The sequence below is a fragment of the Asaia krungthepensis NRIC 0535 genome (genome assembly GCF_025995175.1).
In the GTDB taxonomy this organism is placed as follows: Bacteria; Pseudomonadota; Alphaproteobacteria; order Acetobacterales; family Acetobacteraceae; genus Asaia; species Asaia krungthepensis.
Genome location: NZ_BAPV01000017.1, coordinates 1 through 19,148, shown reverse-complemented (window position 1 = coordinate 19,148; position 19,148 = coordinate 1). Strand labels below are relative to the sequence as shown.

Below are 19,148 nucleotides of genomic sequence, written 5' to 3'. Positions count from 1 at the left end.
GCTCAGCAGCAGCGTAGTGCTCAGCGCTCACCCTGCACATGGAACGCGCACAGGGGTACACCTGCATAGCGGCGTGGCATGAGCCGCATAGGTTGGCCTCGACGCAAACCACTCACAAAGGGTTAGAAAGAGCGCGCAGGCATCACAAGACTGGCAGATGTAACGACGCTCTCTTGAGCAAGCTGAATATGTCATGAGAAGATGACGTCTCTGTCGAAGCAGGGAGTCGTAGGATGCAGCGTCGTGAGATCCTGACAGGACTCCCTATAGCCGCCGCACTCGGGGGAATTTCCGCCGCCGAAGGAACACCAATGCACCGACCGGTCGTGCTCGTCCATGGATTGAATTGCGGCGGATGGGTCTGGCGCTTCGTCGCACCATTGCTCACAGCGAGTGGGTTCGACGTGATTACTCCGACACTGACCGGCACGGGGGATCGGGCCCATCTCCTCTCCCATGAGATCACGCTCGAGACGCATATACAGGACGTCATCGCCACGATCGACATGCTGGACCTGGAGGATGTCGTGCTCGTCGGGCATTCCTATGGCGGCATGGTGGTCACCTGCGTGGCCGACAGGCTGAAAGAGCGTGTGAGCAGGTTGATCTATCTCGATGCCTTGGTGGCGCAGGACGGGAAGACGGCTTTCGATATCTTGCCTGCCGGCATGGCTGACATACGGCGCGAGCGAGCCCATACGAAAGGTGCTGACGTTGCATTTCCTGTTCCGCCCGAATCTGCCATTTCCTTCCCTGATCCTGAACGCAAGGGCTGGTTCTACGCCCATTTGCGGCCTCACCCGGTTGGGACCTATGAGACCCCGGCTCGGCTGAGCCATCGACCGGGTCATGGATTGCCGGTGACCTATATTGCTTATGAAAATCCGGCTTTGGCATCGATAGAACCCAGCCGCGCCTATGCGCGGTCCCGGAGCGATTGGCATTATCGCTCTGAGGCGGTGCCGCATGATGCAGAGGTCGTGTACCCGGAAAAGGTTGCCGATTTAATCGCTGAGTCCGTCTGAACATCGCCGGAGCGCCTGGCTCCGGCGATATCGGTATTAGACGCGCGCCATCAGGGCGGCGTTTCCGCCAGCGGCGGTCGTGTTTGTGCTGCAAGCATATTCCAGCACAAGCCATTCCAGCGGGTAGTGGCCTGACATGTCGGGTGCATGCAGGGAGACGATCTGACCGGGACGTGCGGCAAGTTCAGCGCCGAGCGCACGGCGGAATGCCTCATCTCCGTTTGCCAGGGCGACGTCGAGTGTTTCGACACTCTCCGCTTTGACGATCAGAGCGCCAAATCCGGGCGGTAATTCGGGAAGTCCGGACAGGAGCTGATCCGGTACGGCACAGCGATTGCCAGTGGCGAGTCCCGCCATGATCTGTGCGCAGAGATCATGGGTCGTGGGGCCGGCGCAGAGCACCGTTCCTCTGGGAGCCAGATCATAGATATTTGTCTCGCCTACCGGTCCGGTCAGGGAGAGAAAAAGGCCAAGCAAGGTGGCGTCGGGAGCAGGAAGCACGGTCTCGGGAAGGCTTGTTGCCACCCAGTCAGCGAAGAGTAGGGCATTGCTCGGGAGGGTGGTTGTGTACTCGGCAGGAAGAGCCGGGCGCTGGGCGAGCAGGCGACGCAAATAGAGTGGGCCGCCCGCCTTGGGACCCGTGCCGGAAAGTCCGTGGCCACCGAAGGGCTGTACGCCGACAACCGCACCCACGAGATTGCGATTGATATAGATATTGCCCGCATGGCTCTGGGCCTTGAGGGTTTCGATCGTGTCATCGATGCGCGAATGAACGCCGAAGGTGAGGGCGTAGCCTGTCGCATTGATGGCCTTCATAACCTGCGAGATATCCTCGCGGCGGTAGCGCAGAACATGCAGGACAGGACCGAACACTTCCTTCTTGAGGTCGGATATTGCGCTGATCTCGATCAGGGTCGGGGGAATGAAGGTGCCGGACTGCGCCTCAGGCGCGAGGGAGGTCTGATAGACGCGATGACCCTGAGTGGCGAGCGTTGCGATATGATCCGCAATCATGGTCTGGGCCTCGGCGCTGATGACCGGTCCGACATCGGTTTCGGGGCGTTCGGGCGTGCCTGTTCGCAACTCTCGCATTGCTCCCTGGAGCATGGTGACCACGCGATCCGCGCTTTCCTCCTGCACGCAGAGCAGGCGCAGGGCGCTGCAGCGCTGGCCCGCACTATCGAAGGCAGAAGCCAGTACGTCGGCGACGACCTGCTCTGTCAGGGCTGAGCTATCAACGATGAGGGCATTCTGACCGCCGGTTTCAGCGATGAACGGCACAGGGGTCAGATCGCTGTTCAGACGACCCGCCAGCTGTTTCTGAATCAAACGAGCAACGTTGGTGGAGCCGGTAAAGAGCACGGCGGTGATGCGTGAATCGCCGACGAGCTGCGCGCCAGCTGCGCCTTCGCCCGGGATGAGATGAACCGCGTTTTGCGGAATGCCGGCCTCATGCAGGAGGCAGATGGCCTCGCGGGCAATGAGGGGCGTTTCTTCCGCAGGTTTGGCGAGCACGGTGTTGCCCACGGCAAGGGCGGCCGATACCTGACCGAGGAAAATAGCCAGGGGGAAATTCCAGGGGCTGATGCAGGCGACCGGACCGAGAGGCGTTGCATCTTGCAGCGCGCCGCGTGCCTGCGCCGCGTAATAGCGAAGGAAATCGACAGCCTCGCGTATTTCGGCCACGGCATTGGCGAGTGTCTTGCCCGCCTCGCGCATGATAAGCGCCATGAGGCGAGGCATATCGGCCTCCAGAAGTTCTGCTGTTCTCTCGAGATGCTCTGCGCGCTGTGTAGCCGGTGTATCGCGCCACAGCGGGAAAGCGGCTTGCGCTTGCTGGATGGCGCTTTCGATGTCGGCCGTACCCATAAAGCCTATATGCCCGACGATATCGTCTCGATTGGCGGGATTGCGGACAGGCGTTCCCTGTGTGCTCGTCAGATGCGGGTTGGGGGCCAGGAAGACCTGCGCGAGTCGGCGCAGCGTGTTTTCGTCGGAGAGGTCGAGACCACGCGAATTCAACCGCTCGTTGCCGTAAAGTGCGGGGGGGAGCGGTACGGTATAGGCGGGTGGCGTTGCCCGTGCGAGGGTAACCGGGTCGGTGCTCAACTCATCCACGGAGATTGTTTCATCCTGGATGCGATTGATGAACGACGAATTCGCACCGTTTTCGAGAAGGCGGCGGACCAGATAGGCCAGCAGCGTTTCATGCGTGCCGACCGGTGCGTAAATGCGTACGGGTCGGTCGAGTTTTTTCGGGCCGACGACCTCGTTATAGAGCCCCTCGCCCATACCGTGCAGACACTGGAACTCATAGCGCTCGACGGAGAATTCGGAGCCTGCATAGGCGTGAATGCTGGCCAGGGTCTGGGCGTTATGGGTCGCAAATTGAGGAAAAATGGCGTCCGGCGCGTCCAACAGTTTTTTCGCACAGGCAATATAGGCGATATCGGTATGCAGCTTGCGGGTGTAGACGGGGAAGTCGCTCTGGCCGTCACTCTGGGCGCGCTTGATCTCGCTGTCCCAGTAGGCGCCTTTGACGAGGCGGACCATCAGGCGGTGCTGGCTACGTCTGGCGAGATCGATGATCCAGTCCAGCACGAAGGGCGCCCGCTTCTGATAGGCCTGCACCACGAACCCGATGCCTTTCCAGTCTTTGAGCGATTCGTCGAAACACAGGGCTTCAAGAAGATCCAGCGAGAGCTCGAGACGATCCGCTTCTTCAGCATCGATATTGAAGCCGATATCATAGGAGCAGGCGAGATGGGCAAGCTGGGTGACGCGGGGCAGAAGTTCGGTCAGCACGCGCTCGCGCTGCAGGCGGGCATAACGGGGATGAAGGGCTGAGAGCTTGATGGAAATGCCTGGCCCGCGATAGACGCCCTGCCGGCCTGCGGCCTTGCCAATCGCATGGATGGCGTTTTCGTAGTCCCGGTAATAGCGCTCGGCGTCCTCAGCCGTCATCGCGGCTTCACCCAGCATATCGTAGGAGTAGCGGAAGCCTCTCTCCTCAAGCTTACGGCCGTTTTTCAAAGCCTCATCGATTGTCTGGCCGGTGACGAATTGCTCGCCCATGAGACGCATGGCCATGTCTACGCCACGACGAATGACAGGCTCGCCGCATCGCTTGAGCAGGTTATCGAGCGTTTTCGGGAGGCGGCTTGTTTGGGTGCTGGAGAGGAAGCCGCCCGAAACGATCAGACCCCATGTGGCCGCATTGACGAAAAGCGGCGTGCTGCGGCTGATATGGCCGTGCCAGTTGCCGGTTGCGATCTTGTCCCGGATGAGGGCATCGCGTGTGGCGATATCGGGAATGCGCAGAAGGGCTTCGGCGAGGCACATCAACGCCACGCCCTCCTGCGAGGATAGATCATATTCCTGGATCAGGCCTTGAACGAGGCCCGGTGTGCCGTTGCGACGAAGGGTCTCGACCAGGGCACGTGCCGTCACGCGGGCGGTTTCTGCCTGTGCGGGAGCGAGCGTGGCCTCACCCGCTAGTTGCGCCACGCGGGCGTCTTCCGGCGCGCGCGTATGGTCGGTGATGGCCTGACGCAGGGGGGAGCGTTCAGGGACGATCACGCGGAAGGCAGAAAAAGGAGCGGTCATGCGAGGCCATATCGTTGCTGGTTGTTTATGATCCCTTATGGTGGTTTCAGCCAAATGAGCTATGGAAGATTGATGCTTACGCCGTTTATTGTTCTGTCTTTCGGTGAGCGGGCGAATTAGAGTTTGGTGATGCCATGATGCTGGATGAGATGGACCGCAGGATACTGAGAATCCTGCAGAAGGATGGGCGGATTACGAATGTCGAGCTGTCTCGCATGATCCATCTGAGCCCTGCAGCAACGCTCGAGAGAGTGCGGAAACTCGAGCAGGCCGCGGTGATACAAGGATATATGGCGCGGCTGGAGCCGGAGACGGTCAATCTTGGTCTGCTCGTTTTCGTGCAGGTGACGCTGGACCGGACGAGCGCCGATATCTTCGACTCCTTCGCCAAGGCAGTGCGTGCCATCCCTCAGGTGAGCGAATGCTACATGGTGGCGGGCGGATTCGATTATCTGGTCAAGGCGCGCGTACGGGACATGAGCGCCTATCGGGCGTTTTTGGGCAAAACCCTGACGCGTCTGCCCGGCGTGAGACAGACGCATACCTACACGGTTATGGAAGAGGTAAAGGCAGATCTAGAACTGCCGATTTGAGGGCAGTGCCGTCAGTCCAGACACGCAACGCCCTGATGCAGGTCAAAAGAGAGCTTCGCGCCCTCGAGAGCGGACATCGTCAGGATGGGAGGCTTTGTGGAATCCCCGACCCTATAGCGTATGTGGGCCTGCACATTGTGATGGTCCAGGCGCAGGGTAGTGCGACGCAGAACTGCGTTTTCACTGATCATACCGGTACCGGTTTCGAATTTCTGTTTGGCCTTCATCCCGGCCTGAGCAGCGAGCGTGGGGCGCTGGATTACCAGCGGCTCAGGGGAATTATCGCCTGTCATCAGTGCAGCCATATGACGCTGGCCGTCATAGGAGACAGGGAGGAGGAACGCGGCATCGAGCCCCCCGATATCCGATTGCAGGGCAGCATGACGATGGCAGGAAAACGGAGCGTCCGGGCCGAAACTCATGCCGTGATCCGTCATGACGACATGGTTCAGGACGCCGAGGGACTGAAGGCCAATGACGACATGGCTGGTTTTAGCAACGATCATGAGCTGATTGCGAAAGATCGTATGACCGAGCGTCAGGCTCGGGACCTGCACAAGATCGGCCTTTTCGGCCTGTATTGTGTCGTCGCGCAGTGATGAGACAGTGCCAACCACCGGCCAATGATGGCTGCGCTGCAAAGCCTGGGGTACTGCCCCCAGGACACTGCCTGTATTGATGACCGCATGCACCTGGCTTCCGTCCAGATCGATTAGAGTGCCCGCCGTCGCCGTTGTCACACCCCCGACGAGCGTCTGGAACGGATTGAAGGAGACCTCATCGCTGCGTGGCCCTTTGACGTTGATCGGGAGCACGCCTGATTCCGGAACTGTAAGGGTGACTTGATCGAGGTCTGTGAGGACAAGGTCGGGTTTGTCGTAAAAGGCGACGAGGGGCGCGCGAAAAGCGCGATCAATGAAGTGTTTTCCACCTGCCCATTCGGGGAGGCGATTCTCGAGAAGAAGGTCGCCGGTCAGGAACGTGGCCAGCATGAAATTGAACGGATTGACGCTCTGGGCCGGGTTACTCCATGGGGCTGCGCGGCGCAGGGCTTCCTGAATGATGTGATCGGCGTGGAAGAGGTCACCCTGAGTCCGGGCCATGGCGGCATCACATAGGGCGAGCAGCATCACATTGAAGGCTGGTTCAGGACCGGGGGCTCTTTCGAGGGAATTTCTTATCGTGACCAGTCGGCTGGTATCCCCCGCTTCGAGGGCGGAGAGAATGCCCCGGGTATCGCTCGCGGCGAGCGTCGTTCTCCCTCGTTTGTCGATGTTCAGCAGGTCTGTCTCGAAGAAATGGACCGTCCCTGTTGGCGTTTCTGATGAGGAGTGGTCAGCATGGGCGGGGTAAGCCGCAGAGAGAAAAATTGCTGCGACCAGGGTTGCGAGAAGGAGCAGTCGAGACAAGCGCATGTTTCGGAACCCGTTTTGACTCAAAAGTGACGCGGACCGCAGTGCGGGAGAGCAGGATGTCGGCCACTCCCGGTATTTCTGGCTCCACCTGTCTTCCGGAGGAGACTTTCTGCCTCTACGAGGGACAGGTGAGGCACCCTGGTTGCTCAGCGCAGGCAGGCCATGCTCTCAGGCAGGTCGAAGGAAAAGCTCAGTGTCTTGAGCGCCGCCATCGAGATGACAGGCAGGTCGGATGGGTTGCCGATCTGGTATCTCACGCTGGAGCGCAGACTCTTCCCCGCGATCTCGATGGTATCACTTTGAGTGAATGTCTCGTGGGCGCGCTGGCCATAGGCCGTGCCGAGATATTCTGTTCTGCTGCGATGCGCCATATTGCCGGAAAAGCTGGCGATATTGACCGTCAGAAGATCGGGAGCATTGTCTTCTGTTCCGATGATTGCCTGGGTATCGCCTCGTGAATAGGACACGGGGAACAGGAGATACATGCTGACCCCGGACCTGAAGCTGCTGACAACAGGCCGCAGATTGCATGAGATTGGCGCTGAGGCGCCGAAGCTGAGGCGACGGTTGGTCATCGTCAGATGACGGAGACGGCTCAGTTGTTGCAAGCCAATCAGAACCGTGTCTGAACGCGTTACTGTCATGATCTGGTTCGTCAGGACAGTCTGACCAATCTTGATGGACGGGATGAGGACGACCGCTTCCGTGCGCGGGTCGGGCGAGGAATCCTTGCTTCCAGCCAACCGGCCAATGACAGGCCAGCGATGGTCCCGTTGCAAGGAGATCGGGATGGAACCGATGACGGTCGCGGTGCCGAAGGTGGCTGTCGCTGGCACGTTGTCAATCAGCACGGTTGCCTTTGCAGAGATTGAGATTTGGTCGTCGAACTGGGTTTCGGACGGATCCAGATCGATGACATCCGAGGGCGGCCCGTTGAGTTTTGACTCAGGAATCGCACGAGCCGGTACGGAGAGCTTGAGGAAGTCGATATTCCGGAATTCGAGGTCGGGTATGTTGTAGAAGGCTCTGACTGGCGCATAGAAGCCGGACTGAAGATGCTCTGTTTCTTCTGCCCAGTCACGGACGCGGCCCATCAACATCAGGTTGCCGATATGGATGGCACGCAGCATGATCTGGATGGGATTGATCGTCTGGGAAAGATCACCGAACTTCCCTCCCTCGTGGAGTGCCTGCAGAATGATATTCGATGAATGAGCGAAATCACCGTCTACGCGCGCAATGGAGGCATCACATAGCGCGATCATCATCTTGCGTAGCGGAGGGGCATTTTCCGCTGAAGCCACCACCGCACGAAGGCTTTCGAGGCGGGATCTGTCGCCCGCTTCCATCGCATCGTTGATTCCATAGCTGTCTCGAACGCTGATATGGGCGATGTTCGTCTGATTATCCCGGAAGATCAGATCTCGATCGAAACCCAGAATAGCAGGCCCTTGAGGGAGAGGCGTAGCAGCGGCTGTGTAATCAGCTGAGCTCCAAAGAAATAGAGTCAACAGCGGAATAATATGCGGGAGATAACGCACGACAATGGCTCCATAAGGGAGTTCTCGTTGATTTTCCGACAGTATATACCCAGTGCGCCGCTCAGAGTATTGAGATTATAGGATCATCCGATGAGGCCGGTGAAGATGTGACGCAATTGTCACGCGTCGTTGGGCTCTCTTAAGGCGCAAGAAACGCAGCCTCGTGGGGCACAAGGCATCCATAGCCGCCGCGATGGGGCGTTCTGCCGATCATACTGTTTTTTGGGGAGTGGTGAACCGGGTGGGACTCGAACCCACGACCATTCGATTAAAAGTCGAATGCTCTACCGGCTGAGCTACCGGTTCACTTGAGGCGACTGGCTACAGGAAGCGCCAGAGGCCGTCAACCGACTGAATCGGGTTCAGCCGGTTTTCGACAGGGTCTGACCCTGCGTGATTGCCCGGTTTATGGCCGGGCAGTGCCAATTAGGCTTCAGGACGCATGGAGATGATGGTGTCCGGGTCCTTGACCATGCCGGATGCACCGGCACCGCGCTTGACCTGGTCGATATGCTCCATGCCCGACACAACCTGGCCGGCAATGGTGTACTGGCCGTCAAGAGAGGGGGTGGGCTGGAACATGATGAAGAACTGGCTGTTGGCCGAGTTCGGGTTCATCGTGCGGGCCATACCCAGCGTACCACGCTCGAACTTCGCTTCACGGGTGAATTCGGCCTTCAGGTCGGGCAGGTCGCTGCCGCCCGAACCGGTACCGGTCGGATCGCCGCCCTGTGCCATGAAGCCCTCGATGACGCGATGGAACTTCACGCCGTCATAAAAGCCCTGCTCGGAAAGGGTGCGCAGGCGCTCTGAAGCCAGGGGGGCGAGGTCGGGACGGAGTTCGATCACGACATCGCCGGTCTTGAGCTTCATGACGAGGCGGTTATTGGTCTCGGACATTGACTTCTATCCTTGTGTTTGCGGAGCCTGGAAAGGCCACGCGGCCTATGTCGGCCTCTTTCCCGCTTTCGACAAGAGAAGACGGGCGATATTCGCGGGAACGTAGGGGTTTATATCCCCGCCGAAGGCCAGGAGCTCGCGTACGATGCGCGAGGCGACAAGCCGGTGTTCTTCGCGGGCAGTCAGGAACATCGTTTCGAGCTCGGGAGCGAGTTGTCGATTGATGGCCGCCATCTGACTCTCGGTTTCGAAATCGACCGATGAGCGCAGACCGCGAATGACGCAATGGGCGCCTTCCTTGCGCGCGGCCTCGATCATAAGCGTGTCGAAGCCGACCACCCGCAAGGTCTTGCCCGTAGGGCACAGAGGCAGAAGCGTCTGTTCGATGGCGCTGCATCGTTCGTCGAGCGAGAGCAATGGGCGCTTGGCAGCGCTGAGTGCAACGCCGATGATCAGTTCATCGAACTGGGCCATCGCACGGAGCGTGATGTCGCGATGACCGATTGTGAAAGGGTCGAACGTGCCGGGATAGAACCCGACACGTTTGCCGCCGGGCGAGGACTCAGCCTGCACTGTCTTCAGGTGCGGCTGGGCTTTCAGGGACCTCGGGGGCTTCGGGGGAGGCCGTCGCGATGGCGTCTGATTCCTCAAGCGAAGTCTCGGCGTCATCGGCCTCGGTGCCTTCGGATTCCGCAACCGGGAAGATGCTCGTCACGCGCTCTTCAGCGCCGACACGGAACAGCGTGACGCCGCTGGCCTGACGGGCCATGACGCGCACCTGCGAGACGGGGACGCGAATGAGACGTCCGACATCGGTCACCATCATGACGTCGGTCCCATCAAGCGTAGGCAGGGTCGCAACGACCTCGCGACCGCGCTTGGGATTGGTGAGGGTCATGTTGGCTATGCCCTGGCCACCGCGGCCGCTGACCCGATATTCGTATGCCGAGGAGCGACGGCCGAAGCCGGCATCGGTGACGGTGAGCAGGATCTCTTCCTGCGCGGCGAGCTCGTCGAAGCGCTCCTGCGTCAGATCGCCGGCATCGACGGCTTCATCGGCATCGTCAGAGGCGATCTCCTCGACCTCTTCCTCGGTGCCTGAGGCATTGGCCGCAGCTTCGGCGCGGCGTTTGGCGTTGGCCGCACGCAGATAAGCGGAGCGTTCCTCAACGCTGGCATCGACATGGTTGAGGATGCAGAGCGAATTAACCTCATCGCCAGTGGCGAGGCGGATACCGCGTACGCCCGAGCTGTCGCGCCCGGCGAAGACGCGCAGCGTATCATCGGTGATCTGGAAGCGGATGGAACGGGCCTTGCGTGTGGCAAGGAACACATCCTGACCCTCGCGGCAGGTGGCGACACCTACGAGGCTGTCGCCCTCATCGAGCTTCATGGCGATCAGGCCGGAGGCGCGAATGTTCTTGAAGTCGCTCAGGCGATTGCGTCGGACATTGCCGCTGGCCGTCGCGAAGACGAGGTGCAGGTCTTCCCACTGCTCCTCTTCCTGCGGCAGAGCGAGAATGGCCGTGATCGAGTCCGTGCCGAGGTCGGGCAGGAGATTGACCAGAGCGCGTCCCTTGGCGGTGGGTGAGGCTTCCGGCAGGCGCCAGACCTTCTCGCGATAGGCTTTGCCGCCAGAGGAGAAGAACATGACCCATTGATGGGTATGGGCGTTGAAGCTGTTGACGATGACATCGTCACCACGCCGCCCTGCTGCCGTGCGGCCACGACCACCCCGGTTCTGGGCGCGGAAGATTTCAAGCGGGGTACGCTTGATGAAACCGTCACGCGTGATGGTGACGACCATCTGGCCGGGTTCGATAAGGCTTTCATCCGACTGGTCGCCCAGCGCGTCCGAGATCTCGGTCATGCGCGGGGTGGCGATTTCGGCGCGGGCCAGAAGCAGCTCGTGACGCATGACCTCCATGCGGCGAACATGGCTGCCGATGATTTCAAGCAGTTCGTTGATCTTGGTGGCGACCTCGCTCAGCTCGCCCTGGATCTTGTCACGTTCCAGACCGGTCAGGCGCTGCAGACGCAGTTCCAGAATGCCGCGGGCCTGGACTTCAGTCAGATGAACCTTGCCATCAATGATGACATTGCCCTCATCGTGGATCAGCTCGATAAGGGGCTGCACATCGGCGGCATTCCAGGCGCGGGCCATGAGGGATTCGCGTGCTGTGGCCGCATCGGGGGCGCTTCGGATAAGCGCGATGACTTCATCGATATTGGCGACCGCGATCACGAGGCCGACAAGAAGATGGCCGCGATCGCGAACCTTGTTCAGGTCAAAACGCGACCGGCGCAGGATGACGTCTTCGCGGAAGCGGATGAAGGCTTCCAGAACATCCTTAAGCCCCATGGTGCGGGGCTTGCCGTCATCAAGGGCAAGGCAGTTGACGCTGAAGGAGGTCTGAAGCTGGGTGAAGCGATAGAGCTGGTTCAGCACGACTTCAGGGGTTGCGTCGCGCTTGAGCTCGATCACGATACGCATGCCGGAGCGATCGCTCTCATCGCGTATGTCGGAAATACCCTCGATTTCCTTGGCGCGAACGAGATCGGCGATCTTTTCCTGCAATGTCGCCTTGTTCACCTGATAGGGAATTTCGGTGACGATGATCGCCTGACGGTCCTTGCGGATATCCTCGATCTCGGCGCGCGCGCGCATGGGTACGGAACCGCGACCTGTCTCGAAGGCCTGGCGGATGCCGCGTCGGCCCATGATGATGCCGCCCGTCGGGAAATCCGGGCCGGGGATGATCTTCATCAGATCATCGAGCGTGGCTTCGGGGTTTTCGATCAGGGCGAGCGTCGCGTCGATGACTTCGCCAGGGTTGTGCGTTGGGATGTTGGTCGCCATGCCCACGGCGATGCCGGAGGCGCCATTGACCAGAAGATTGGGGAAGGCGGCGGGGAGAACCTTGGGTTCGCTCTCGCTTTCATCGTAGTTCGGCTGAAAATCGACCGTGTCGCGGTCGATATCGTCGAGCAGGAAGGACGCCGATTTGGCTAGGCGCGCTTCTGTATAGCGCATGGCGGCTGGGCTATCGCCATCGACAGAGCCGAAATTGCCCTGACCATCGATGAGACGGACGCGCATGGACCAGGACTGGGCCATACGCACCATGGCGTCGTAGATCGAGCTGTCGCCATGGGGATGGTATTTACCCATGACGTCACCGACCGCGCGGGCCGATTTGCGATAGGGCTTGTCGGAAGTGAAGCCGCTCTCACGCATCGCGTAGAGAATACGGCGATGGACCGGTTTGAGGCCGTCACGCACATCCGGGAGCGCACGCGACACAATGACCGACATGGCATAGGCGAGATAGGAGGAGCGCATTTCCTCCTCGATGGTCACCGGGATCTGGTCAGTCGGGGCGGCGGGCGGCGTCAGGTCGGTCAAGGCAGGTCCGTCTTGTTGCTGTGTCGGTCAGGGAGGAGAGAGTCGGACAGGAAAACTCAGAACGGAATTTCGTCGTCCAGATCGCCGCCCGGTGCATCCCAGCCGCCAGAATTGCCGCCCGTATTGCGGGCCGGGGGCTGGTTCATGCCACCGCCGCCGCTGCGGGCCGGGGCATTGCCGCCGCCATAGGAACGTGACGGGCCACTTTCATAGCCGCCGCCCATGCCCCCACCGGATTCTCCGTCACGGTTGTTGTCGAGCAGAGTGAGCTCGCCACGGAAACGGTCCAGAACGATCTCGGTCGTATAGCGCTCCTGTCCGCCCTGGTCGGTCCATTTCCGTGTCTGAAGCTGGCCTTCCACATAGACCTTGCGGCCCTTGCGCAGGAAACGCTCGGCGACATCGGCGAGACGCTCATTGAAGATCACGACCCGGTGCCACTCGGTGCGCTCCTTGCGTTCGCCCGAGGCGCGGTCGTTCCAGCTTTCGGAGGTAGCGACGGTGAGGTTGACGATCTTGGCGCCGGACTGCGCATTCCGGGTTTCCGGGTCGCGGCCCAGATTTCCCACCAGAATGACCTTGTTCACACTTCCTGCCATGGCGACCGACCTTACATACTGAAAAACACGCCATACTACCTCAGCAACGCGTCGCCGTCACGCCCGGGGCTTCGTCAGGCTCGACTTTAATCCTGTGACCGGCAATCTTACATAGGTCCCGAAACGTTCTCGTTTGCTGATCCCCTTTTCCTGTCCCTGTTCCTGACGCGTGGTGCTGATGTCTGATCTGCCGTACAACCAGTCCATTCGTGTGCGCGGTGCCCGTGTGCATAATCTGAAGAATATCGACGCCGATATTCCCAGGGACCAGCTGACGGTAATCACAGGGCTGTCGGGCTCCGGCAAGTCGTCTCTCGCTTTCGATACGATCTATGCAGAGGGGCAGAGACGGTATGTCGAGAGCCTCTCCGCCTATGCGCGTCAGTTTCTGGAACTGATGGGCAAGCCTGATGTGGACTCCATCGAAGGTCTGTCACCTGCCATTTCGATCGAGCAGAAGACCACGTCGAAGAACCCGCGTTCGACCGTCGGGACGATCACCGAGATCCATGACTATATGCGCCTGCTTTGGGCGCGTGCGGGCGTTCCCTACTCGCCGGCTACTGGCCTGCCCATCGAGGCGCAGACGGTGAGTCAGATGGTGGATCGTGTGATGGCAATGGAAGAAGGGACGCGGCTGATGCTGCTGGCCCCTGTCATCCGTGATCGCAAGGGAGAGTACCGCAAGGAACTGGCGGAGCTCCAGCGTAAGGGCTTCACGAGGGTGAAGGTCGATGGCGAAACGTATGAGATTGCCGAAGCACCCCATCTGAATCGCAAGCTGCGCCATACGGTGGAAGTTGTGGTCGATCGTGTCGTGGTCAAGCCGGGTATCGAGACCCGGCTGGCCGATAGCTTCGAAACCGCGCTGGGCCTGGCCGATGGCGTGGCCTATGCGGAGCAGGTGCGCCGTGCGGGAGAGGATGGCGAAAGCGAGCACATCGTCTTCTCGGCAAAGTTCGCCTGCCCGGTCAGCGGTTTCACACTGGAGGAAATCGAGCCGCGTCTTTTCTCGTTCAATGCGCCGATGGGGGCCTGCCCGGTCTGCGACGGTATTGGCACCGAGACGCATTTTGACGGCCGCCTGATCGTGCCCGATGAAAGTCTCTCCCTTGCCGAGGGCGCTCTTGCGCCGTGGCGGGACGCCAAGACCCCGTGGTACGACCAGACGCTCGAGGCGATGGCGAAGCATTTCAGGGAGAAGATGACGACGCCCTGGAAAAAGCTGGGCGAGGGCTTTCGAAAGGCGCTGCTGGAAGGGAGCGAGGACACGATCCTGTTTACCTACAAGGATGGCAAGCGCGCTTACGAGCTGACAAAGCCGTTCGAAGGGGTCATGCGGAACCTGCAGCGCCGTCTGGCCGAGACGGACAGCATGTGGGTGCGCGAGGAGATGTCACGTTATCAGTCTGACGTACCCTGTCATGCCTGTCACGGCGCGCGTCTCAAACCTGAAGCGCTCTGCGTACGCATCAACCATCTTAATATCGCCCAGGCCTCAGATCTGACGATCAGGCGCGCGCTTGACTGGTTTGGGGGGGTAGAAGCCTCTCTGACGCCGCAGCGCGCTGAAATTGCCCGGCGCATTCTGCGCGAGATTCTCGATCGCCTCCGCTTTCTGGATGATGTGGGGCTCGATTATCTGACCCTGTCGCGCGGCTCTGCGACGCTTTCAGGCGGGGAGAGCCAGCGCATTCGTCTGGCCAGTCAGATCGGCTCCGGGCTAACGGGTGTGCTTTATGTACTCGACGAGCCCTCGATCGGGCTTCATCAACGCGACAACGAGCGACTGCTCGGAACGCTCGACCGGCTGAAGAAGCTCGGAAATACGGTGATCGTGGTCGAGCATGATGAAGATGCCATTCGTGCAGCGGACTGGCTGATCGATATGGGGCCGGGGGCAGGGGCGCTGGGTGGCACGGTGGTTGCGAGCGGTCGTCCGGAAGAGGTGGCGAAAAACGAGAACAGCATTACGGGAGATTATCTCTCCGGCAGGCGCATGATCCCGGTGCCGGAAAAACGACGGCCCTACGACGATAAGCGCATGCTCACTCTGGTGGGGGCAACGGGCAATAATCTGCATGATGTGACTGCCCGCTTTCCGCTGGGCTGCTTCGTCGCGGTAACCGGCGTATCGGGAGGGGGTAAGTCGACCCTTGTTGTGGATACGCTTTACAAGGCCCTGTCTCGTGAGCTGATGGGCGCAAATCAATCGCCTCTGCCCTATCGGGGATTGGAGGGGCTGGAGCATCTCGACAAGATCATCGACATCGATCAGTCCCCGATCGGGCGGACGCCGCGTTCAAACCCGGCGACCTATACGGATCTCTTCACGCCGATACGTGACTGGTTTGCGGAACTCCCTGAGGCCAAGGCGCGTGGCTACAAGCCGGGACGTTTTTCGTTCAACGTCAAAGGGGGGCGTTGCGAGGCGTGTCAGGGCGATGGCGTTCTCAAGATCGAGATGCACTTTCTCCCCGACGTGTTCGTGACCTGCGATACCTGTAAGGGACAGCGGTATAATCGCGAGACGCTCGATGTGAAGTTCCGCGGCAAGTCGATTGCCGATGTTCTGGCCATGACCGTAGATGAGGCTTTGCCCTTTTTTCACGCGGTCCCGCGCATTCGTGACAGGCTGGCGATCCTTCAACAGGTTGGACTCGGTTATGTGACCTTAGGCCAGCAGGCGACGACGCTCTCAGGAGGAGAAGCCCAGCGTGTGAAGCTGTCGAAGGAGCTCGCGCGTAGGGCGACAGGGCGCACACTTTATATCCTCGATGAGCCAACGACAGGGCTGCACACAGAAGATGTGCGCAAACTACTGGACGTGCTGCACGCACTGGTCGATCAGGGGAATACCGTTCTTGTGATCGAACATAATCTGGACGTGATCAAGACGGCGGACTGGCTCATTGATATCGGGCCGGAAGGGGGCGATGGTGGCGGAAGAATCGTTGCTGAAGGCCCGCCTGAGGTCATCGCTGCAACTGAGGGGAGTCATACCGGGCGTTTCCTCGAACCGCTCCTCCCTTCCAGACCGGTAGCGGTCGAGACGTCCGTCAAGAAAAAGAAAGCCACACCAGTGGCTCGCAAAAAGGTGGGTGCGTCATGACTATTGTAGTGCCGTTCTGTGGCAGGATCACTCCGAAAGAGAGGCAGGAAAGTCTGGACGCGATCAATGCCGCTCTGAACAATATCCGTCTCATGCCCTTCGAGGATCTGACGGATGGGGAGCGGCGGACGGCACGTATGGCAGTTGTTGCCAATCCAGATCCGGCGGATCTGGCCGATCTGCCCATGCTGGAATGGGTGCAGAGCCTGTGGGCAGGTGTTGAGCGCCTGGTGGACGAGATGCCGCGGCGTGGTGTGCGCATTGTGCGCATGACGGACCCCCAACTGGCCCTGACCATGTCAGAGGCCGTTCTGGCGTGGACCCTCTATCTGCATCGGGACATGCCTGCTTATCGCGAGCAACAGGAGAAGAAGCGCTGGCATCAGCACCCTCTTGTCATGCCGCAAGACCGGCCTATTGGAATTTTAGGGATGGGTAATCTGGGCCGTGCGGCAGCGCACAGGCTCAAGGAAAACGGGTTCCCAGTTATGGGGTGGAGCCGGACGCCCTGGGCGCATGCCGATATACCAATGAAGTATGGGCCATCCGGGCTTGAGGCAGTCTTGCGACAGAGTGCTATTGTGATCGTCCTCCTTCCGCTCACCCCTCAGACACGTGGGCTGCTGGATGATTGGCGGTTGGGACAAATGCAGGCTGGTGCCTCTCTTATCAATTTTGCCCGAGGACCGATCATCGATCAAAGCGCGCTCAGCAGAGCGCTTGATCGTGGGCATCTGAAGCATGCGGTGCTGGATGTTTTCGAGCGCGAACCCCTGCCCAAGGATGACCCGCTCTGGTCGCACCCGAAAGTGACGGTTTTGCCCCACATTACGGCGCCGACCCAGACAGGAACTGCGTCTCAGCGTGCAGCACAGAACATCCAGGCTTTTTATGACCAGGGGGTGATACCGCCCCATGTGCAGCGCGAAATTGGATATTAGAGCCTGTTGGGTACCGACAGGAGTCGAGCATGCTCTCAGAGCGGACCACACTTGGGTCATGCATGCCGTCAGCACAGGCCAATGCGGTTGACGGCAACTATCCACTGAACATAGCTCGATTTCCGAAACGCGATGTACCACGGTTTTCAGGGCAACAAGGGGCCAGACCGGCCATCAACGCATCCATCCGCCGATACACCTCGCGCATGCTTGGCCTCCTCGCAGAGGCTCAAACCGAATTAGCCTTTCGATGCAGCGGGACCTAGGCGAGGCGATAATCGCTTTCCGTGTCTAGAGCGGGAGCGCCAAAGCTATTCGAGGCTTGATCGCCCCTCTTCAAGAAGAAAACCAAATTGGCATACGGCACGAGAATCCACCATCCAGAGTGACCGGTGTCATGGATTCGACGTATCCCGAGCGACACGAAGGGAATGAAGGCTGCAAACGAGAAGATCAGCAGGAAGAAAGAGAGACCCGTGGACGCGGTCCTCATGATGCCAAGGAAACCGGCTATATTCGTCGGATCCGTGTCCGCCGTATGAGACGCCTCGTGAAAGGCATCGAGAAAGGCGGGGACGAAACCGATCAGGAAATTCGGTATTGTACAAACAAGATTGATCAAGATGCATATCAGGAATGCCCACCAAAATTCTGCACGGGATGAGCGGCCCGAAAAATCGTTCCAGCGTTTGAACATGAGAGTAAAGTACTGCAAGGTTTTCCCTCGTCACTATTGATTTCCGAGATATCGCCTATGTCTTTTTGGGCGTAATCGAGTGATTTTGTAACTTATTTTCTGATTTTTGAAGTACTTGGATCATGATTTAATAAGACAGCTCTGTAACGAAGCCATCACCCCTGCCGAAAACCACTTACGGGATCGGGGAGGGCGCGTGAATGATGCGGCAGGCGAGGTGGGCGGGCGCTGGCACGCAGCGCCGCGGCGCTTTTGCTTGAAAGGGCCTTGGCGATCAGATGTGTGCAGGGCGCAAGGCGCGTCGGGGATCGGTCGTGTTGAGGTACGGGGTTTCTTTCCTCGAAAACCGAGGCTGAACGAGGCTGGCGTCTGGCCATCATCCCTGCCGGGCGTAGATGTTACTCTCACGGAGCCGTTCCGCCATCCGTTCCATAAGCATGGCGATGAAACTGATACGAAAACGCCATCACGCCTCCTGCACATCGACGTTGGGTCAAAGAGATGCGTTCCGCCTTGTCAGAAAGTAGATCTGATGACGCGCATGAGCGTCGCTTCTAGGCGCGATATAAAGATGATGCGGGTCCGACTACAGGGCGTCATTGGCCAGATCTGGGTCAAGGCCAACGTGACGCAGCCTTATGATCGCTGCCCAAAGGCGTGAGGCTGAGTACCAAGCGCCGCAACGGTCACCGGAAGACCTGGACCTGCCTTGTCGCGTTGCGGTCGGATCATGGTATCCCGCGTTCATGGTCGGTATCATAACCGAGACAGTTGCCGGTCCGATGGCGAGTAATTTCCGGGTTCGACATCTCAAACTGACGATATCGTCGTGCTCTACGATATCGAAAGGGACGAGAACGCTTCGGCCCGAGAGGCTATTCGTGCTGTCCGTGCTGGCACGATCCCCCTGCGATCCTATGATGACACTCCCATCGATAAAATCCTTGCGGGTTCGAGATCGGGCGCTGCGCGGCCCCAGAGCGTTCCATCGAATCAATATGTAAAAGGCCTGGGCTTGCGCCCTGAGTGTTTCGCCCGCTCAGAGCCTGTTTGGAAACTCACGGATGGGCATTTCTGCCTGTGAGACTGGCGCCCATGGCGACAAGGATCATGGCCTGTGAGACGTCGATACGACGCTCATAGTCACGCACGAGACGTCGCCAGCGGGTCATCCAGCCAAAGGTCCGCTCCACGACCCATCGATGTGGCAGAATCTCGAAGCCCTTCGCTCCGTCCCTGCGTCGGATGACCTCGACGACGAAGTCCAGATAGGCCGCCTTGTCCATCAGCTGGAGCCGGTCGTGAGCCCCGTC

The 19,148-nt window shown here is 59.6% G+C and carries 13 protein-coding genes and 1 tRNA gene; 4 read left to right on the top strand and 10 right to left on the bottom strand.

Annotated features, from left to right (window positions below; translation table 11 throughout):
• Positions 1-233: 233 nt before the first annotated feature.
• Positions 234-1,025 (top strand): alpha/beta fold hydrolase, encoded by a 792-nt coding sequence (locus AA0535_RS09955; RefSeq protein WP_264815870.1) that lies wholly within the window; start codon positions 234-236, stop codon positions 1,023-1,025.
• A gap of 36 nt (positions 1,026-1,061) precedes the next feature.
• Here AA0535_RS09955 and putA read toward each other — a convergent pair whose 3' ends face one another.
• Positions 1,062-4,631, bottom strand: a complete 3,570-nt coding sequence (putA, locus tag AA0535_RS09950) for a bifunctional proline dehydrogenase/L-glutamate gamma-semialdehyde dehydrogenase PutA (RefSeq protein WP_264815867.1) — start codon at positions 4,629-4,631, stop codon at positions 1,062-1,064.
• Positions 4,632-4,780: 149 nt separating this feature from the next.
• On the opposite strand from putA, the gene AA0535_RS09945 reads away from it, so the two are divergent.
• Complete coding sequence (locus tag AA0535_RS09945) at positions 4,781-5,224, top strand: Lrp/AsnC ligand binding domain-containing protein (RefSeq protein ID WP_456304538.1); 444 nt, start codon at positions 4,781-4,783, stop codon at positions 5,222-5,224.
• A gap of 11 nt (positions 5,225-5,235) precedes the next feature.
• On the opposite strand, the gene AA0535_RS09940 is transcribed toward AA0535_RS09945, so the two are convergent.
• The 7 genes from AA0535_RS09940 to ssb all read right to left on the bottom strand — a co-directional run bounded on the left by AA0535_RS09940 (position 5,236) and on the right by ssb (position 13,085).
• Positions 5,236-6,633, bottom strand: coding sequence for a hypothetical protein (locus tag AA0535_RS09940; protein ID WP_264815864.1), 1,398 nt, complete (start codon positions 6,631-6,633; stop codon positions 5,236-5,238).
• Positions 6,634-6,785: 152 nt separating this feature from the next.
• The gene (locus AA0535_RS09935; protein ID WP_264815863.1) at positions 6,786-8,180 is read right to left on the bottom strand and encodes a hypothetical protein; all 1,395 of its coding nucleotides are present in this window, start codon (positions 8,178-8,180) and stop codon (positions 6,786-6,788) included.
• Positions 8,181-8,410: 230 nt separating this feature from the next.
• Positions 8,411-8,486, bottom strand: a tRNA-Lys gene (locus tag AA0535_RS09930).
• 120 nt (positions 8,487-8,606) lie between these two features.
• Positions 8,607-9,080, bottom strand: a complete 474-nt coding sequence (locus AA0535_RS09925) for a peptidylprolyl isomerase (protein ID WP_264815861.1) — start codon at positions 9,078-9,080, stop codon at positions 8,607-8,609.
• Between the two features lie 45 nt (positions 9,081-9,125).
• The gene (gene coaD / locus AA0535_RS09920) at positions 9,126-9,653 is read right to left on the bottom strand and encodes a pantetheine-phosphate adenylyltransferase (RefSeq protein WP_264815860.1); all 528 of its coding nucleotides are present in this window, start codon (positions 9,651-9,653) and stop codon (positions 9,126-9,128) included.
• Positions 9,643-12,423: a DNA gyrase subunit A gene (gyrA, locus tag AA0535_RS09915; RefSeq protein WP_373319312.1), complete on the bottom strand. Its 2,781-nt coding sequence runs from the start codon at positions 12,421-12,423 to the stop codon at positions 9,643-9,645. The genes coaD and gyrA overlap by 11 nt, the downstream gene beginning before the upstream one ends.
• Positions 12,424-12,542: 119 nt before the next feature.
• Complete coding sequence (gene ssb, locus AA0535_RS09910; protein WP_264815857.1) at positions 12,543-13,085, bottom strand: single-stranded DNA-binding protein; 543 nt, start codon at positions 13,083-13,085, stop codon at positions 12,543-12,545.
• Between the two features lie 178 nt (positions 13,086-13,263).
• Between ssb and uvrA the strand changes: the two genes are divergently transcribed.
• Both uvrA and AA0535_RS09900 read left to right on the top strand, forming a co-directional pair.
• On the top strand, positions 13,264-16,197 hold the full coding sequence (gene uvrA, locus AA0535_RS09905) for an excinuclease ABC subunit UvrA (RefSeq protein WP_264815856.1): 2,934 nt from the start codon (positions 13,264-13,266) through the stop codon (positions 16,195-16,197).
• Complete coding sequence (locus tag AA0535_RS09900) at positions 16,194-17,138, top strand: 2-hydroxyacid dehydrogenase (protein WP_264815855.1); 945 nt, start codon at positions 16,194-16,196, stop codon at positions 17,136-17,138. Before uvrA ends, AA0535_RS09900 begins: the two co-directional genes overlap by 4 nt.
• Positions 17,139-17,400: 262 nt before the next feature.
• Here AA0535_RS09900 and AA0535_RS09895 read toward each other — a convergent pair whose 3' ends face one another.
• On the bottom strand, positions 17,401-17,835 hold the full coding sequence (locus AA0535_RS09895) for a DUF805 domain-containing protein (protein WP_264815854.1): 435 nt from the start codon (positions 17,833-17,835) through the stop codon (positions 17,401-17,403).
• 1,058 nt (positions 17,836-18,893) lie between these two features.
• A partial coding sequence (locus AA0535_RS09890; protein ID WP_264815853.1) for a transposase occupies positions 18,894-19,148 on the bottom strand: 255 nt, incomplete at its 5' end.

Bases quoted from the DNA above. Each gene is read 5' to 3' on its own strand.
- ssb (WP_264815857.1), bottom strand. From the start codon at position 13,085: ATGGCAGGAAGTGTGAACAAGGTCATTCTGGTGGGAAATCTGGGCCGC.
- AA0535_RS09925 (WP_264815861.1), bottom strand. From the start codon at position 9,080: ATGTCCGAGACCAATAACCGCCTCGTCATGAAGCTCAAGACCGGCGAT.
- AA0535_RS09895 (WP_264815854.1), bottom strand. From the start codon at position 17,835: ATGTTCAAACGCTGGAACGATTTTTCGGGCCGCTCATCCCGTGCAGAA.
- AA0535_RS09900 (WP_264815855.1), top strand. From the start codon at position 16,194: ATGACTATTGTAGTGCCGTTCTGTGGCAGGATCACTCCGAAAGAGAGG.
- AA0535_RS09945 (WP_456304538.1), top strand. From the start codon at position 4,781: ATGGACCGCAGGATACTGAGAATCCTGCAGAAGGATGGGCGGATTACG.
- putA (WP_264815867.1), bottom strand. From the start codon at position 4,631: ATGACCGCTCCTTTTTCTGCCTTCCGCGTGATCGTCCCTGAACGCTCC.
- gyrA (WP_373319312.1), bottom strand. From the start codon at position 12,423: ATGCGCTCCTCCTATCTCGCCTATGCCATGTCGGTCATTGTGTCGCGT.
- AA0535_RS09955 (WP_264815870.1), top strand. From the start codon at position 234: ATGCAGCGTCGTGAGATCCTGACAGGACTCCCTATAGCCGCCGCACTC.
- uvrA (WP_264815856.1), top strand. From the start codon at position 13,264: ATGTCTGATCTGCCGTACAACCAGTCCATTCGTGTGCGCGGTGCCCGT.